The organism is Pollutimonas nitritireducens, from assembly GCF_002849615.1.
Classification (GTDB): Bacteria; Pseudomonadota; Gammaproteobacteria; order Burkholderiales; family Burkholderiaceae_B; genus Pollutimonas; species Pollutimonas nitritireducens.
Map to the genome: position 1 here is coordinate 20,406 of NZ_PDNV01000014.1, position 14,857 is coordinate 35,262.

The window sequence follows — 14,857 nt, forward strand, 5'->3', positions numbered from 1 at the left end:
GAATCATGGAGTGTTGAGAATTTTTATCGGTAGACATAATCGTTGAGCTATTGTTGGTTCCTCAATACCACATGAGACGTGTGGGTATGTGACCTGCTTTCGAGAGTTTCGTGCCGGTCAAGCGTTCCGGGACTACTACGAGACATCACTCGATACCAGTGTTGATTAACGATATACGGTTGAAGGGTGCAAGGGTAATCCTCCCTACATGGACGCTCCCAGTTTGCCAAGCTTTCAATTCGTAATGGTTTAAGGATTGCACCCGTAGATTCGGACTTTTGCTGAGGAGTAAGCCTCTGTCCCTGATGGAATGTGCTGGTTGGTGCCCCAATTGTTTTTACGCGCTTACTACGCGACTTGGAAAGTCAAAATAGGCTGTATTCTCAGGGTAAATTTTTTTGGCCACTTTATGCTTTATGTCGTCCCGTTTGGCCAAGATATGCTTTATCAGCGTTTAATATCAGGCTTATCTAGCCCAGACTAAGTAGGTTTTCGCCGGGATTTTGGCCAGTTTATGCTTTATTTCTGGTCAGTTTATGGTTAACGGCACATCTTCTTCCTGATACTGTAGACGATGGCGGGTCCAGTCCGCAAAAGAGCCGCAGGTGCACGTTCGCTTCAGGCTACTTAGTCGCAGCAACCGCCTTCAGGTCTGTCCGGCTCCGGCGAGCACTGATCCGTTCCTGCGTTACTGCTGCCGCACGATGTTGATCCCCAGTTCGACGACGATGGCGACGCGATCATCTGGCTGGCCGCGATCAGCCCCGCTCTGATGAATTGCTCTTCGGGAATTGTCTCGTAAGTGCGCCCGTCAACTTCGAGTGTTCGGCAATCCGAGGTGCCGCACACGGAACAGCAGCGGCTCATGCCAACGGCGGCGCCGAGCCACTCTTCGAGGGGTTTGCCCGCGATCCACACGCGGTTGGATTCGGGGGTATTGGCCTTGAACGCGGGTTCGTCGATTTCCTGTGTTTCGAGCACCGGCTCGATTCCCAGCGGTTGCAGTGCGGCCGCGAGTTTGGCCACCGCCGCTTCGAGTTGGCGACCGGTATCCTCGCACCGGGTACACGTCTCACCGCCCATGACGAGGCGCTTCCACAAAATTGGCATCGCTTTCATCTCAATCTCCTTGAAATTCCTGGTGGACAGCCGATTGCAGTATCAACTCAAGGCTCAACATGAGCCCGTTATGCGGGGTGTACTTGCGCTGCACGTTTCATGTGCGAACGTAGTCAGGGCGCTTTATTCGGGAAGCTTTGCGGCATTGGGTAGGTCTTTCAATGCCGGGGCCGGAGGCAGACCCGTGACGTCGAGAATTTCCTTCTCATCAAGCGTCTCGCGCGACAACAGGGCTTCCACTAGAGCATCGAGTTGTTTTCGATGATTATGCAGGAGTTGCCTTGCTTGGTCATGACTGTCATGGATGATTTTCTGAACCTCCGCGTCAATGAGCGCGGCGGTGTGTTCGCTTATCTGCGCGTCACGTCCCAGGCCGGCTCCCAGGAACTGGTTCTGCCGCGAAGCAAGTTGCACCATGCCAAGCTTGTCGCTCATTCCCCAGCGGGTCACCATGTTCCTTGCCAGCTGCGTTGCCTGTTCGATATCGCTTTCGGCACCGGAGGTGCGTGTTCCATAGACAACCTCTTCCGCCGCTCGACCGCCGAGCATGCCGACAATTCTGGCCCTCAGATACGCTTCAGGGTAGTTATACCGATCCGTTGCGGGACGCTGGTACGTCACGCCCAGCGCTTGCCCGCGCGGCACGATCGTAACGCGATGGACGGGATCGGCCCCAGGCACAAGCAGCCCCAAAATCGCGTGGCCGCTTTCATGGTACGCAATCCGTTCCCGATCTGCCTGGCTCAACACAATGGGTCGTTCAGGTCCCAGAACGAGCTTTTCCAATGCATCCAGGAAGTCTTTCTGACGGACCGCCTCCTGATCGCGGCGTGCAGCGAGCAATGCCGCCTCGTTGACGAGATTCTTGAGATCGGCCCCCGATAGGCCGGGCGTGGATGAGGCGAGTTCGGCAAGCTGTACACCGGCATCGAGTGGCACCTTGCGGGTGTGCACCTTCAAGATTGCCTCGCGCCCCACTTTGTCGGGCAGGTTCACTACCACGCGCCGATCGAAGCGGCCCGCTCTCAATAAAGCCTTATCAAGCACATCGGGCTGGTTGGTTGCAGCCAGGACGATGACCCCTTCCTTACCCGAGAATCCATCCATCTCGGTAAGGATCTGGTTCAGGGTTTGTTCTTGTTCGCTGGCGCCGCCCAAGACAGTCTGGCCTCGGGCGCGGCCGATAGAGTCAATTTCGTCGATGAAGATAATAGACGGTGCATGCTCGCGTGCTTGCTTGAATAAATCACGAACCCTTGCGGCGCCCACGCCCACGATCATTTCGACGAATTCCGATGCGCTCATGGAGAAAAACGGAACGTTGGACTCGCCGGCCACCGCTTTGGCCAGCAGGGTTTTTCCCGTACCCGGCGCACCGACGAGCAAAATGCCTTTGGGTGCGCTACCGCCCAGCCGGGTGTACTTTTGCGGATTTCTCAGGAAATCGACGATCTCTACCAGTTCGTTTTCGGCTTCATCGATGCCCGCGACATCATCGAAGGAAACCTTCTTTTCCTGATCTTGGTCATAGCGACGCGCCTTGCTTTTCCCCATTCCAAATATGGCGCCGCCCATCCCGCCTGCCTGGCTCGCCGCACGACGATACATCCATACATAGAAGCCGATGATAAGTAGCGCGGGGCCGAAGCCGAATAACATCGTGGCCCAAGGGCTTGGGGCTTTGATCGGAACGGCGCGAATTTCGACCTCATGGTCTATCAGGAATGATTCGAAGCCGGGATCGACAAAATCGGGAAGCAGGGTGGTGAAGGTCGTAGCCGTGACGGAAGGCCCGGCAGGTGGCTTCTGCCCCGGCGCGGCAGCCTCGGCTGGGGGAAGGGCAACGGGCGTCACGAACTGCCCCTCGATGTTCTGTCCCTGGCTATAGATCGATTTTACGTTGCCTTGCGAGACCTGTTGTTTGAACACTGTGTAAGGTATCGTCACGGCCTGGTCAGCACCGGGTGACAACAGTCGCATGAGGTAGTAGTTGACCAACAGCACGGCGACGAAGATCCACCAGGTCTTGCGGGGCGGTACCGTGGGTTGACCGGAGGAACCGGGCATGCCGGCCTTGGTATTGGCGGGCGGGAGCGGCCCGCCGCTGCCGCGTTGATCTTTGCGCATACACCGTCCTATTGAGTAAATAGAGGCATAGTCGGATCTTACCTTATGACTCTTGGTGCCGCTTCTGGTATTTGCTCTTTCGGTTGCGCTTTGATGGATGACGATGACAGTCTCTGTCAGGGTATTGAATTTGGCCGCCGGCCGTTTACCGCTCAGTCGTATAATTCGCCGCGTCGCATCGTAAATGTGAAACTCGGGCTGGCTTACTCGAATCCTCGTCGCTTTGCGTTCAGCTTGCGTTCGAGCTTGGTGATGTATTGCTGGACAATGAAGTTCATGGGATTGGAGAGATTGACGAATGCAAATCCCAGGAAGCGTGAAGGCTTCCCATTGGGTAGTGAGTCGTCGTGCGATCTAACAATCTGCAGATCGGTAATGACAGTGCCCGCTTCGGGGAGGTCGAGCCGGCACGCCTTGAAAAGCGTGTGCAGCGTGTTGTCCAGGGCGTGATCATTGTCCATCACCGAAATTCCGCCCGCGCTGATATCTCTTATCTCGAGCTTGAACTGCTTTGCTTGCTTATTTCCGGGCGTAGACAGGGTGCATGTAGCCCGATTGCTTATCGGGATGTCTACACGGTAGTATTCGCGACGCTGGATGCGGGTGACACTGGTTGGCGACGAGGCACACAGAGCGGGACGGCCATCCTGCATGCACGCGTCCACCTTGGCGACGGAAAACCCGATTCTGACTTTGTCGAGCGACGTCTCGAACGTGACGGCGTCGGCGCTTACTACCCGGCGATTGAAATCTTCTTCGGCTGAGTTATCGACGATGAACGTGGCGTTATCGGTATCGACGGCGAGTATCGTCGTGATGATCGCAACGCTACGGCCTTCTATGTGCATTCGCAGCAGGGCGCCCTTTGCCGCAATGGAGCGCAACAGTGCATGAATCTCTAGAGGAGAGGTGACCAGGAAAGGATTTTCCTCATCATCATGAATACCAGCAGTAGCAATGGACATTTTTTGTAGCAAGATTGTTATGACGAGAGGGGTGGATGTGTTGCCAGATGCATAGTCTACCTCATTATCCAAGGCGTTCAGAGGGGTTTGATGGCCCTCAATGCGCAGCGCGCGCTAGCCAAGTCCCATGCTGCACATCCCACTGTCTTGAAGACAATCGGCTCTTCGTAGCGGACTCCGCCAGCCAGTGCGTCGGCCAAGGATTGCACGCCGCTCCAATCCACATTTGCCTGGATCAGGTCGCCAGCCTCGTGCCGTGCACCAGCTGGATCGTCGACATAGATTTGACTGTCCCTCAGGGTGTTCGCGCCGATTTCGGCGAGTTCGGGTTTGAACGCTCCCACGCCTATCACGAGCATTCCGGCCTTGGCCGTCCGCGTGTAAACGGGGGTAGCGCTTGTTGTCAGGGTAATGACGGCGTCGACATCGTCGGGAACGGCGGTGGCAGCCAGCATTTCCAACGGCATGTGGCGACGTGCGTCGACAAAAGCCAGTGCTTTTTCCCGACTGGAACCCACGACGACGACGTGCAGGCCCGGGAAGATGGCCGCGAGTGCCATGACATGGCCGGCCGACTGGATGCCTGTACCAATCAGCACGACACGCTCGGGGGCGCTCGGCAAAAACGTCTTCAGGCCCAGCATGGATACCGCCGCGGTACGTCTTGCCGTCACGGTTGGCCCATCGAGCACGAACAGTGCGCGTCCTGTCTGGCCATCATAGACAGACACAATCCCGTTTATGGTCGGTAGATGGCGAACGCGGTTCCCTGGAACCACATTCACGAGCTTGTGAATGCCAATATCGTGGGCTGTCGCCGGCATGGACAGCATGACGCCGCCCTGTGGAAGCGGCAGCACTTGCCTTTCGGGCGACTGGATAGCTCCATTGGCATATTCACCTGCAGCGACCGCCAGTGCGTCGAGTAGGCTCGGGAAGCCGAGGAGCTCGGCCGTTTGCTCGGCATTGAAGACGCTGATGGTTGGCTTGGACATGGGGACTCGCGATAGTGGCGGTGATAAGGCAGAGGCCCGGACGGGCACGGTACCGGCCCGACGATTATAGTAGTGTGCTTGGAATGCAACGTGTACGGATTACTCAGAGGGCGAGAATGAATATTGACGACGTGCTGGCGGAATTTGGACTGGATGCTACGCGCATGCAAAATGGTAGTTTGTCGGTTCGCTCACCCATTGACGGCACGCAAGTCGCTCGCCTGGCAGAGCACTCGACGGCGGATGCTCACTTGGCCATTGATGCCGCCCACACGGCGTTCATGGCATGGCGCATGGTACCCGCTCCACGTCGCGGTGAACTCGTGCGTTTGCTGGGCGACGAGCTACGGGCCCATAAACAGGGGCTGGGACGGCTGGTGTCCATCGAGGCGGGCAAGATTCTGGCTGAAGGAGCAGGCGAGGTCCAGGAAATGATCGATATTTGCGACTTCGCCGTGGGTTTGTCGCGGCAGTTGCACGGCCTGACGATAGCCTCGGAGCGCCCGGGTCATCGCATGATGGAAACCTGGCATCCACTGGGCGTAGTGGGCGTTATTTCAGCGTTCAATTTTCCTGTTGCGGTCTGGTCGTGGAATGCTGCCCTTGCACTCATCTGTGGTGACGCCGTGGTATGGAAGCCGTCCGAAAAGACTCCGCTTACCGCATTGGCCTGCCAGGTGCTCTTTAACCGTGCGATGGAAAAGTTCGGTGATGCCCCGGCGAACCTGTCGCAAGTCTTGATAGGCGGGCGGGAAATCGGACAAGCACTGGCTGCACATTACCGTGTGGCACTGGTGTCCGCCACCGGTTCCACGCGAATGGGACGCGAACTGAGTCCCATCGTCGCGGCACGCTTTGGTCGGTGCCTGCTGGAGCTGGGCGGTAATAACGCCATCATCGTGGGACCGACGGCCGACCTTGATATGGCCTTGCGTGGGATTCTCTTTGGAGCGGTTGGTACCGCGGGCCAGCGGTGCACCACCACCCGTCGTCTCATTGTGCACGAGAGCGTCGCGGATGAATTGCTTGGCCGCTTGAAGCGGGCTTACTCGAGCGCGCGCATAGGCAGCCCGCTGGAACCTGGCACATTGGTCGGTCCGCTTATCGATCGTGCTGCCTACGACGGAATGCAGGCGGCGTTGGAAAGCGCGCGCCAGCAAGGTGGCAAGGTCGTGGGGGGCGAGCGTCGGCTGGCCGATCAGTATCCTCAAGCCTGGTATGTAAGCCCAGCATTGGTCGAGATGCCTGGGCAGACCAAGGTGGTGCTCCAAGAGACGTTTGCTCCGATCCTGTATGTCATGCGCTACACGACGTTCGACGAGGCCGTCGAAATGCAGAATGGCGTGCCGCAAGGCTTGTCATCGGCAGTTTTCACCAACGATCTGCGCGAGGCGGAATGGTTTATGTCGGCCGCCGGATCTGATTGCGGCATTGCCAATGTCAACATTGGGACGTCGGGAGCGGAGATCGGCGGTGCGTTTGGGGGTGAAAAAGAAACCGGTGGCGGGCGCGAGTCTGGTTCCGACGCATGGAAAGCGTATATGCGTCGCGCCACCAATACCGTAAATTTCTCCCGGGAACTGCCGCTGGCGCAAGGGATCAAGTTTGGCAGTGACACCTGATTCCTTGCGCCCTGCCGGCTAGTCGACTGCCTTGACCATGTCTTCAATCACTTTCTTGGCGTCGCCGAACACCATCATGGTCTTGTCCATGTAGAACAGCTCATTGTCCAGGCCGGCGTAGCCCGCCGCCATGGACCGCTTGTTCACGATGACGGTGCGCGCCTTATAGGCTTCAAGTATGGGCATGCCGGCAATGGGAGAGTGTGGGTCGTTCTTGGCGGCCGGGTTGACCACGTCATTGGCGCCCAGGACCAGGACAACGTCGGTCTGTCCGAATTCGCTATTGATGTCGTCCATTTCGAAGACCTGGTCATAGGGAACCTCGGCTTCGGCCAACAACACATTCATGTGGCCGGGCATGCGACCGGCGACTGGATGGATGGCGTATTTCACGGTAACCCCGTTGGCGGTAAGCTTTTCGGCGAGTTCTTTCAGTGCATGCTGTGCGCGCGCCACGGCAAGACCGTAACCGGGCACAATGGTGACGGATTCCGCATTGCTCATAAGAAATGCGGCATCGTCGGCACTGCCCGAACGGACATTGCGCTGGGTCTGGTCAGCTGCCGTGGCAGAACCCGGCGCCGCACCGAATCCGCCCAGTATCACGTTGAAGAACGAGCGGTTCATGGCCTTGCACATAATGTAGGACAGGATGGCGCCTGACGACCCGACCAGGGAGCCGGCAATGATCAGCATGGGGTTGTTCAGCGAGAAACCGATGCCGGCCGCCGCCCAGCCCGAGTAGCTGTTGAGCATGGACACCACCACAGGCATGTCGGCGCCGCCGATTGGAATGATGATGAGTACGCCCAGCACGAACGCGAGTACGGTCATGATGATGAACGGCAGCCATAGCTGCGTGGCCATGAACCACAGGCCGCAACCCAGCATGGCCAGGGCGAGAGCAAGGTTGACCATATGCTGGCCGGAAAACACAACGGGTGCGCCCTGAAAAAGGCGGAACTTGTACTTGCCCGATAACTTGCCGAAGGCAATGACGGAGCCGGAAAACGTGATGGCCCCGACGAACGTGCCGATAAACAGTTCAAGACGGTTACCGACCGGAATGGGAGCATCGGGTGCCGTAATATTGAAGGCATGGGGCTCGGCGACAATGGCCACCGCAATGGCGACGGCCGCCAAACCTATCATGCTGTGCATGAAGGCCACAAGTTCGGGCATTTTGGTCATTTCGACCCGCTGCGCCATGATGGTGCCTACGGTGCCACCCACCAGGAGGCCGAGCAGCACCCAGCCCAGCCCTATGCCGGTTCTGCCTTCAGTCGCCAGGCTGACAATGAGAGCCGCGGTAGTCAGCACGGCGATGGCCATGCCGGCCATGCCAAAGGCGTTGCCGCGCCGCGAGGTGGTCGGGTGGGACAGGCCTTTGAGTGCCTGGATGAAACACACCGACGCAATCAGGTAGAACATCGTGACCAGGTTGACGGAGATCATGCCTTGGCTCCCGCTTTCTTGTCTTTCTTCTTGAACATTTCAAGCATGCGACGGGTAACCAGGAAACCACCGAAGACATTCACCGCCGCCAACGCCACGGCAAACACTCCCATGTAGCGCGCCAGGCTGCTTTCAGTCAGTGCGGCGGCCAGCATGGCGCCCACAATGACGATGGCCGAGATGGCGTTGGTGACCGCCATGAGCGGCGTATGGAGGGCCGGCGTGACGTTCCACACGACATGGAAGCCCACATAGATGGCGAGCACAAAGATAATCAAGTTGATCAGGGTGGGGCTTACGGCTTCCATCAGGCGCTCCTTATGACTTTGCCGTCCGCGCACATGAGGCAGGCAGTGATGATTTCGTCTTCTTGTTGTATGGCAAGCTGGCCATCGGCGTTGGCAATGAGCTTCATGAAGTCCAGTACATTGCGCGCATACAGTGCGGAGGCATCGGTGGCGACCATGGCCGGCAGGTTGCTGTAGCCGATTAATGTGACGCCATGCTTTTCGACAACCTTATCCTTTTCCGACAGCGGACAGTTGCCGCCGCGTTCGACCGCAAGGTCGACAATGACGGAGCCTGGCTTCATGGCCTGCACCGTTTCAGCACTGATCAACACCGGGGCGGGGCGACCGGGGATAAGCGCGGTGCTGATGACGATATCGGCCTGTCGGCACCGCTCGGCCACGAGAAGAGCCTGGCGCGTCATCCAGCTTGCAGGCATGGGGCGGGCGTAGCCGCCTATGCCTTGTGCAATGTCGCGCTCTTCATCCGTTTCGAAGGGGACGTCGATGAACTTGGCCCCGAGCGATTCGATCTGTTCCTTGGCGGCAGGACGTACATCGGAGGCTTCGACCACCGCGCCCAGGCGCTTGGCGGTGGCGATGGCTTGCAGGCCCGCAACGCCTGCGCCCAGCACCACGACCCGGGCTGCCTTGAGGGTGCCTGCTGCCGTCATCATCATTGGTATGAGGCGTCCATACTGGTTTGCCGCCAGCAGTACCGCCTTATACCCGGCGAGATTGGCTTGTGAGGATAGTACGTCCAGGCTCTGCGCGCGCGTGATGCGCGGGGCGGCCTCGAGGGCGAAGGCGGTCACGCCAGTCTGCGCGAGCGCGGCGATTCCGGCGGCGTCGAAAGGATCAAGCATGCCGACAAGGAGGGCGCCCGGCTTTATGTGCTGGCGTTCCTGTGCGTCCGGGGCCCGTACTTTGAGGACGATGTCGGCACCGAGCGCCTGGGCAGCGTCGCCCAGTTGCGCGCCCGCTTCGGCATAGGCCGCATCAGGATAGTGAGCGGCAATGCCCGCACCTTGTTCGACCACGACCGTGTGTTTGTTCGCCAGATATTTCCTGACCGTTTCGGGCGTCGCGGCCACGCGCGCCTCGCCGGACAGGCGCTCTCTTGGAATTCCTATGTGCATGCAGCGTCTCCAACATTGTTTTTTTACTTTGGACCACGGCTACTATACTCGAACTCTTGACACGTGCTGACATCCATCGGGACACAAATCCTATAGACTCACACCGTCATGACGAAGGAGAAGCGAACATGGGACTTTTAGACTCGATTGTGGCCTCAATGAGCACAGAAAATCCGCAGCTGCGTGCTCAGGCCTCTCTGTTGCCCGCGCTGATCGAGCAAGTCAGCAAATACCCGGATGGGCTGCCCGGCATCGTGGAAAAATTCCAGCAAGGCGGCCTCGGTGGCCTCATTGCGTCCTGGGTTGGTACGGGTCCGAACGAGCCGGTGTCTGCGGAGCAGCTGCGTGGCGTGCTGGGCGATGACGTCATCCAGGGCCTTTCTGAACGATCAGGCCTGGATGTGACTTCAGTGTTGAACCATCTTAGCGTGATGCTTCCCAGTCTTGTCGACCAGGCCACGCCCGATGGGACAGTGCCGGACGTACAAGCCGGCGGTGGCTCCGTACTGGGAGCACTTTCAGGGATGCTGGGCCGGCTGTAGGCTTTGCCTGCTGGCAACTGTTTACCTGGCCGGCCCTTTGCTCAGGCTTTGCTGGCGTCCAGGGCCTGTGTCAGGTCGGCCAGGATATCGTCGATGTGTTCAAGACCGATGGACAGGCGCACCATGTCTTCACCGACGCCCGCCGCGGCCAGCTCTTGCGGATTCAATTGACGATGGGTCGTGGAAGCCGGGTGGCAGGCCAATGATTTGGCGTCCCCGATGTTGACCAGCCTGAGTATCAGGTTGAGCGCATCGATGAAACGGGCGCCGGCGGCGCTACCGCCCTTGATGCCGAAGCAGAGGATGCTGGCCGGTTTGCCGCCCAGGTATTTTTGCGCGAGATCATGTTCGGGATGATCGCTTAGGCCGGCATACTGCACCCAAGCAACTTGATCGTGCTCTCGAAGGAATTGCGCCACTTTAAGCGCGTTCGCGGTGTGGCGCTCCATGCGCAGTGAGAGCGTTTCAATCCCCTGCAGGATCAGGAAGGCATTGAACGGCGAAAGCGCAGCGCCGGTATTGCGCAGCGGCACCACCCGACAGCGCCCAATGAATGCGGCCGGCCCGAAGGCCTCGGTGTAGACCACGTCATGATAGGAGGGATCCGGTTCATTGAGCATGGGAAAGCGCTTCTTGTTTTCAGCCCACGGAAATTTGCCCGAGTCCACGACTGCGCCGGCAATGGTCGTGCCATGCCCGCCCATGTATTTGGTGAGCGCATGCACGATGATGTCGGCACCGTGTTCGAAAGGTCGGCACAATGCCGGCGATGCCACAGTATTGTCTACGATCAATGGCACACCATGCCTGTGGGCCGCATCGGCGAAAGCCTGGATATCGATGATGTTGCCGGCCGGATTTCCTATGGTTTCGCAGAAGACGGCCTTGGTGTTGTCATCGATCAGGGCCTCCAGTGCGGCGACGTCGTCGTGAGGCGCGAATTTGACGGTAATTCCCTGGCGCGGAAAGGTATGGGCGAACAGATTGTACGTTCCACCATACAGCTTACTTACCGATACAATGTTGTCGCCGGCTTGAGCGATAGTCTGTATAGCATAGGTAATTGCCGCCATTCCCGATGCGACCGCCAGCGCCGCCACGCCTCCTTCCAGTGCCGCCACGCGCTCTTCGAGCACAGCGTTGGTCGGATTCATGATTCGGGTGTAAATATTTCCGGCCACTTTCAGGTCGAATAAGTCGGCACCGTGTTGCGTGCTATCAAAGGCGTAGGACGTCGTCTGATAAATGGGAACGGCGACCGATTTGGTGGTCGGGTCGGGCTGATATCCGGCGTGGATGGCGAGTGTCTCGAATTTCATGTTCTCTCTTATAGGTTCGTGGAAGATGTAATAACACAGGTATCGTACCCAGCTATCGTGGCAGGCGCTAGAACGTTGTCTGATTTTAAAATAGCCGACAGTAATTAATGGCCGGAAATTGCTCGTATTTATACGCTTTGACTTGCTCCATCGCCACTACCGGCCGCGTTTCAAAATAAGACTGTCGACTTCGGTTAGCATTCTAGGTATTTACCATGTATCGTGCCGGGGAGCTCTCCCGTGGTTTTAGAGGCCGTAAATGAAATTTTGGTTCAAGAGGATACTGATCAGTATCGTCGTGGTATTCCTGGTGGCCCTGGTCGGCATTGCAATTTTCCTGCTGACCTTCGACCCGAATGCCTACAAGAATAAGCTAGAGGAAATTGTCTATAACCGCTATCAGCGCACTTTATCCATCAAGGGCGATATCGAGTTGTCGCTATTTCCACGCATAGGCCTGTCGTTGCAAGGGGTCTCCTTGTCCGATCGCAACAGCACCGATACCTTCGCGTCCGTCGACAGCGCACGTTTCGCGGTTGCTATCTGGCCGCTCATGTTTGATCGGTTCGTGGTCGATCACGTTGCCGTCACAGGGTTCAAGGCCTGGCTCATCCGGGACGAAAACGGTGAATACAATTTCCGGGATCTTATCGAGCATCGTCCAGCGTCCGCAGACGTTGCGGTTTCCTTGCCAGGTGCGTCGGCGGCAAACAGCGCCACTACCCAGTTGGTACAGCCAACTGTCCCGCCCGTCGCAGCCAGGCAGATGCCGGTGGTACTCGGTAATCGTACCGCCACGGGTACCGACTTCCAGATCGATATTGCCGGACTTGATCTCAAGAACGGCGAGATTCATCTTTTCGATAAGATAACGGGGTCCGTGGCACGCGTGACCCAGCTCAACGTCAATACTGGCCGGATGACATTCGACCAGGCCTTCGACGTGGCGCTGACCGGAAAACTCCTTGGCGACTTTCCGGTAGCCGATGCGAAGATCGAGGGACAAGCGGTGGTCAAGTTCAATCCTGACCAGCAAACCTACTCGGCGCAGAAGATCAATGTACTGGTGAACGGCAGTATCGGCGACCTTCAGGCAAAGTCCGCTTCCCTGCGTGGCAATCTCGCCTATAGCGCCTACTCCGAAATGTTCAGTGCAAGCAATGTCGAGTTTCTCGTGCAAGGAGAGCTCGGCGGAGACAGACCGATAAAGAATCTGGAAACGAGCCTGGTCGTACCGCAGTTGAAGATCGACCGCAGCCAGGCAGAGCTTCAGGTGGAAAAACTCGCGTATCGAGCCAAGGGCGATCTGCCCGACGAAAGTTTCGATATTGCATTCGATGCGCCCAGTCTTTCAGTGTCTCCGGAAGCGGCCAAGGGAGAGCCGGTGTCCGGCACGGTCAAGCTTCGGGGTAGCAATAAAACTCTGGGAGTGGCACTGACCTTGAGTGGTCTGGGGGGCGACGCAAAAAGGCTGTCACTGCGCGAGCTGAAGATTGACGGCGGACTCAAGCAGGGCGATCGTCTCGTCCAATTGAAGATGACGTCGCCCGCACACTGGGACCGTTTCGAAGACAAGGGCGCGTTGTCCGCGATGAAAGGCGATGTCCGCATCGAGGATGCAGCATTGCCAGGCGGCAGCTTCGAGATTCCCTTCATAGGGAGCCTGCAGGCAGACTTAGTCAAGGACGAGCTGGTCAGCGAAATCAATGCCGTGGTCAGCAGCAGCAAGCTCGATTTTCGTGTCAAGGCGACACAACTGAAGGATCCCAAGGTCGCTTTCGATCTGACCGCCGATCGGTTGGACTTCAACACCATATTTCCTCCTGTGGCTGCAAAGCCGGCACCACCTGCTGCGCCAGCCGATGGTGCAAAGCCTGCCGAGCCGGCAGCGAAACCGGCTGCTGACAAGGCCGCGGAAAAAGCGGCGCCGACGCGCGCCACTACAATCGACCTGGAATTTCTCGATTCGGTCGATATTATCGGCAACATTGCTGTCGGCGAGGTGAAAGTCAGGGAACTGGTGGCCAAACAATTTACCGCCGCATTGCGTGCCGTAGACGGCAATCTCTTGATCAGCGGATTGAAGGCCGACCTGTACGAAGGCAAGCTGGATGGAAAATTGACGGCGAATTCCAGGAATGCGCTGCAAGCCGATTTATCACTGACCAGCGTTGCGATGGGGCCATTGCTACAGGCATGGGATCAGCAAAGTCGTCTGTCCGGGCTGGGAACCGTAAAGGTCAAGGTGGCTGCCGAGGGCTCTACCTTGCCGGCCCTGAAAGCCGGGCTGATGGGTACCGTCCAGGTGCGCTTGCGTGATGGTTCGGTTCGTGGCATTAACGTGAGCCAGACATTGCGTGAAGTAAGGGCGGTCGTACGCAATATGTTCAGTGGCCAACTGCCCGATGTCGCGACGCAGTTCGATCGGGAGCGCAGTACCGAGTTCAGTTCCCTTAATGCCGATGTCGAATTCAATCATGGGCAGGGTACCGTGAAGACCTTGAACCTGATTTCACCCGTATTGCGCATCTCGCAAGGCACGCCGGCGTCGCTGGACATTGTGAATAATCAGCTCGACCTGATCATCAATGTGCGCGTTGCCAATACGGCTACGACACAAGACGGCAAAGAGCTTGCCGACCTCAGGAATGTCGCGATTCCCATCCGTATTTCCGGTCCGTTCGACAAACTCGGTTATCAGGTGCAATGGAAAGAAATCAGCAACCAGGCCATCAAGGACGCCGTGCAGGACGGGCTGCTGGACTTGTTGTCGAACAAGGCCGGCAATCTTGATCAGCCTCTGTTTCCCGACTCGCCTACGCCTCCTGCCCCGAAGAAGCCAATGGATCCTGTAAAGAGCATAGGCGATGCGTTAAAAGGACTACTAGGAAAATGACTCCAACATTCTATTATCCAATCGCTTCGTGCGCAGGTATAGCCGATCCCGAGGCTGCGGCGTATGACAGGAAATGGCTGATCATCGATGATGCCGATAATTGGCTAAGCCAACAGCAATGCCCGAAACTGGCTGCCATCCAGGTCAACCTCAGCATGGGTTGCCTGGTCATGCGGGCCGAAGGCATGTTGCGCCTGGACATCCCTCTGGACGTCATTGAGGACGATGACAGTGTGCGTCGGCAGGCCATCGTGGATGGCAAGCATGTGGACGTGGTGGACGAAGGCGAACTGGTAGCCACCTGGGTCTCGAAGTACCTGGAACGGCCCTGTCGCCTGGTGAAAGTCCATCCGGACGCACCACCTGTGCTGTGGCCGCCGGCATAGGCCGG

The 14,857-nt window shown here is 57.8% G+C and carries 12 protein-coding genes; 4 read left to right on the forward strand and 8 right to left on the reverse strand.

The annotated features are described in order from the left end of the window. Positions 1-627 precede the first annotated feature (627 nt). The 4 genes from CR155_RS18640 to lhpI all read right to left on the reverse strand — a co-directional run bounded on the left by CR155_RS18640 (position 628) and on the right by lhpI (position 5,206). The gene (locus CR155_RS18640) at positions 628-1,119 is read right to left on the reverse strand and encodes a DUF2703 domain-containing protein (RefSeq protein WP_102071548.1); all 492 of its coding nucleotides are present in this window, start codon (positions 1,117-1,119) and stop codon (positions 628-630) included. Between the two features lie 123 nt (positions 1,120-1,242). Beyond that, the gene (gene ftsH / locus CR155_RS18645) at positions 1,243-3,246 is read right to left on the reverse strand and encodes an ATP-dependent zinc metalloprotease FtsH (protein ID WP_102071549.1); all 2,004 of its coding nucleotides are present in this window, start codon (positions 3,244-3,246) and stop codon (positions 1,243-1,245) included. A gap of 203 nt (positions 3,247-3,449) precedes the next feature. Then, the gene (locus tag CR155_RS18650) at positions 3,450-4,211 is read right to left on the reverse strand and encodes a flagellar brake protein (protein ID WP_102071550.1); all 762 of its coding nucleotides are present in this window, start codon (positions 4,209-4,211) and stop codon (positions 3,450-3,452) included. A 77-nt stretch (positions 4,212-4,288) separates the two neighbouring features. Next, a complete protein-coding gene (lhpI, locus tag CR155_RS18655) occupies positions 4,289-5,206 on the reverse strand; it encodes a bifunctional Delta(1)-pyrroline-2-carboxylate/Delta(1)-piperideine-2-carboxylate reductase (RefSeq protein WP_102071551.1) in 918 nt (305 codons plus the stop codon). 116 nt (positions 5,207-5,322) lie between these two features. Here lhpI and amaB point away from each other — a divergent pair, with 116 nt between their 5' ends. Continuing rightward, positions 5,323-6,828, forward strand: a complete 1,506-nt coding sequence (amaB, locus tag CR155_RS18660) for an L-piperidine-6-carboxylate dehydrogenase (protein WP_102071552.1) — start codon at positions 5,323-5,325, stop codon at positions 6,826-6,828. Between the two features lie 18 nt (positions 6,829-6,846). Here amaB and CR155_RS18665 read toward each other — a convergent pair whose 3' ends face one another. The 3 genes from CR155_RS18665 to CR155_RS18675 are packed head-to-tail and all read right to left on the reverse strand — an operon-like array spanning position 6,847 to position 9,709. Continuing rightward, positions 6,847-8,283, reverse strand: a complete 1,437-nt coding sequence (locus tag CR155_RS18665) for an NAD(P)(+) transhydrogenase (Re/Si-specific) subunit beta (protein ID WP_102071553.1) — start codon at positions 8,281-8,283, stop codon at positions 6,847-6,849. Continuing rightward, positions 8,280-8,591 carry an NAD(P) transhydrogenase subunit alpha part 2 gene (locus CR155_RS18670; protein WP_102071554.1) on the reverse strand — a complete coding sequence of 104 codons (312 nt, stop codon included), beginning with the start codon at positions 8,589-8,591 and terminating at the stop codon, positions 8,280-8,282. The genes CR155_RS18665 and CR155_RS18670 overlap by 4 nt, the downstream gene beginning before the upstream one ends. Beyond that, positions 8,591-9,709, reverse strand: coding sequence for a Re/Si-specific NAD(P)(+) transhydrogenase subunit alpha (locus CR155_RS18675; protein ID WP_102071555.1), 1,119 nt, complete (start codon positions 9,707-9,709; stop codon positions 8,591-8,593). Before CR155_RS18675 ends, CR155_RS18670 begins: the two co-directional genes overlap by 1 nt. Positions 9,710-9,837: 128 nt before the next feature. Here CR155_RS18675 and CR155_RS18680 point away from each other — a divergent pair, with 128 nt between their 5' ends. Then, complete coding sequence (locus CR155_RS18680) at positions 9,838-10,251, forward strand: YidB family protein (RefSeq protein ID WP_102071556.1); 414 nt, start codon at positions 9,838-9,840, stop codon at positions 10,249-10,251. Between the two features lie 41 nt (positions 10,252-10,292). Here the strand turns inward: CR155_RS18680 and CR155_RS18685 are convergent, their stop codons facing one another. Next, positions 10,293-11,570 carry a bifunctional O-acetylhomoserine aminocarboxypropyltransferase/cysteine synthase gene (locus tag CR155_RS18685; RefSeq protein ID WP_102071557.1) on the reverse strand — a complete coding sequence of 426 codons (1,278 nt, stop codon included), beginning with the start codon at positions 11,568-11,570 and terminating at the stop codon, positions 10,293-10,295. 259 nt (positions 11,571-11,829) lie between these two features. Here CR155_RS18685 and CR155_RS18690 point away from each other — a divergent pair, with 259 nt between their 5' ends. Beyond that, entirely contained in the window at positions 11,830-14,466 is a 2,637-nt protein-coding gene (locus tag CR155_RS18690; protein WP_102071558.1) for an AsmA family protein, read from the forward strand. Then, positions 14,463-14,852: an MOSC N-terminal beta barrel domain-containing protein gene (locus tag CR155_RS18695; RefSeq protein WP_102071559.1), complete on the forward strand. Its 390-nt coding sequence runs from the start codon at positions 14,463-14,465 to the stop codon at positions 14,850-14,852. Before CR155_RS18690 ends, CR155_RS18695 begins: the two co-directional genes overlap by 4 nt. Positions 14,853-14,857: the final 5 nt, after the last annotated feature.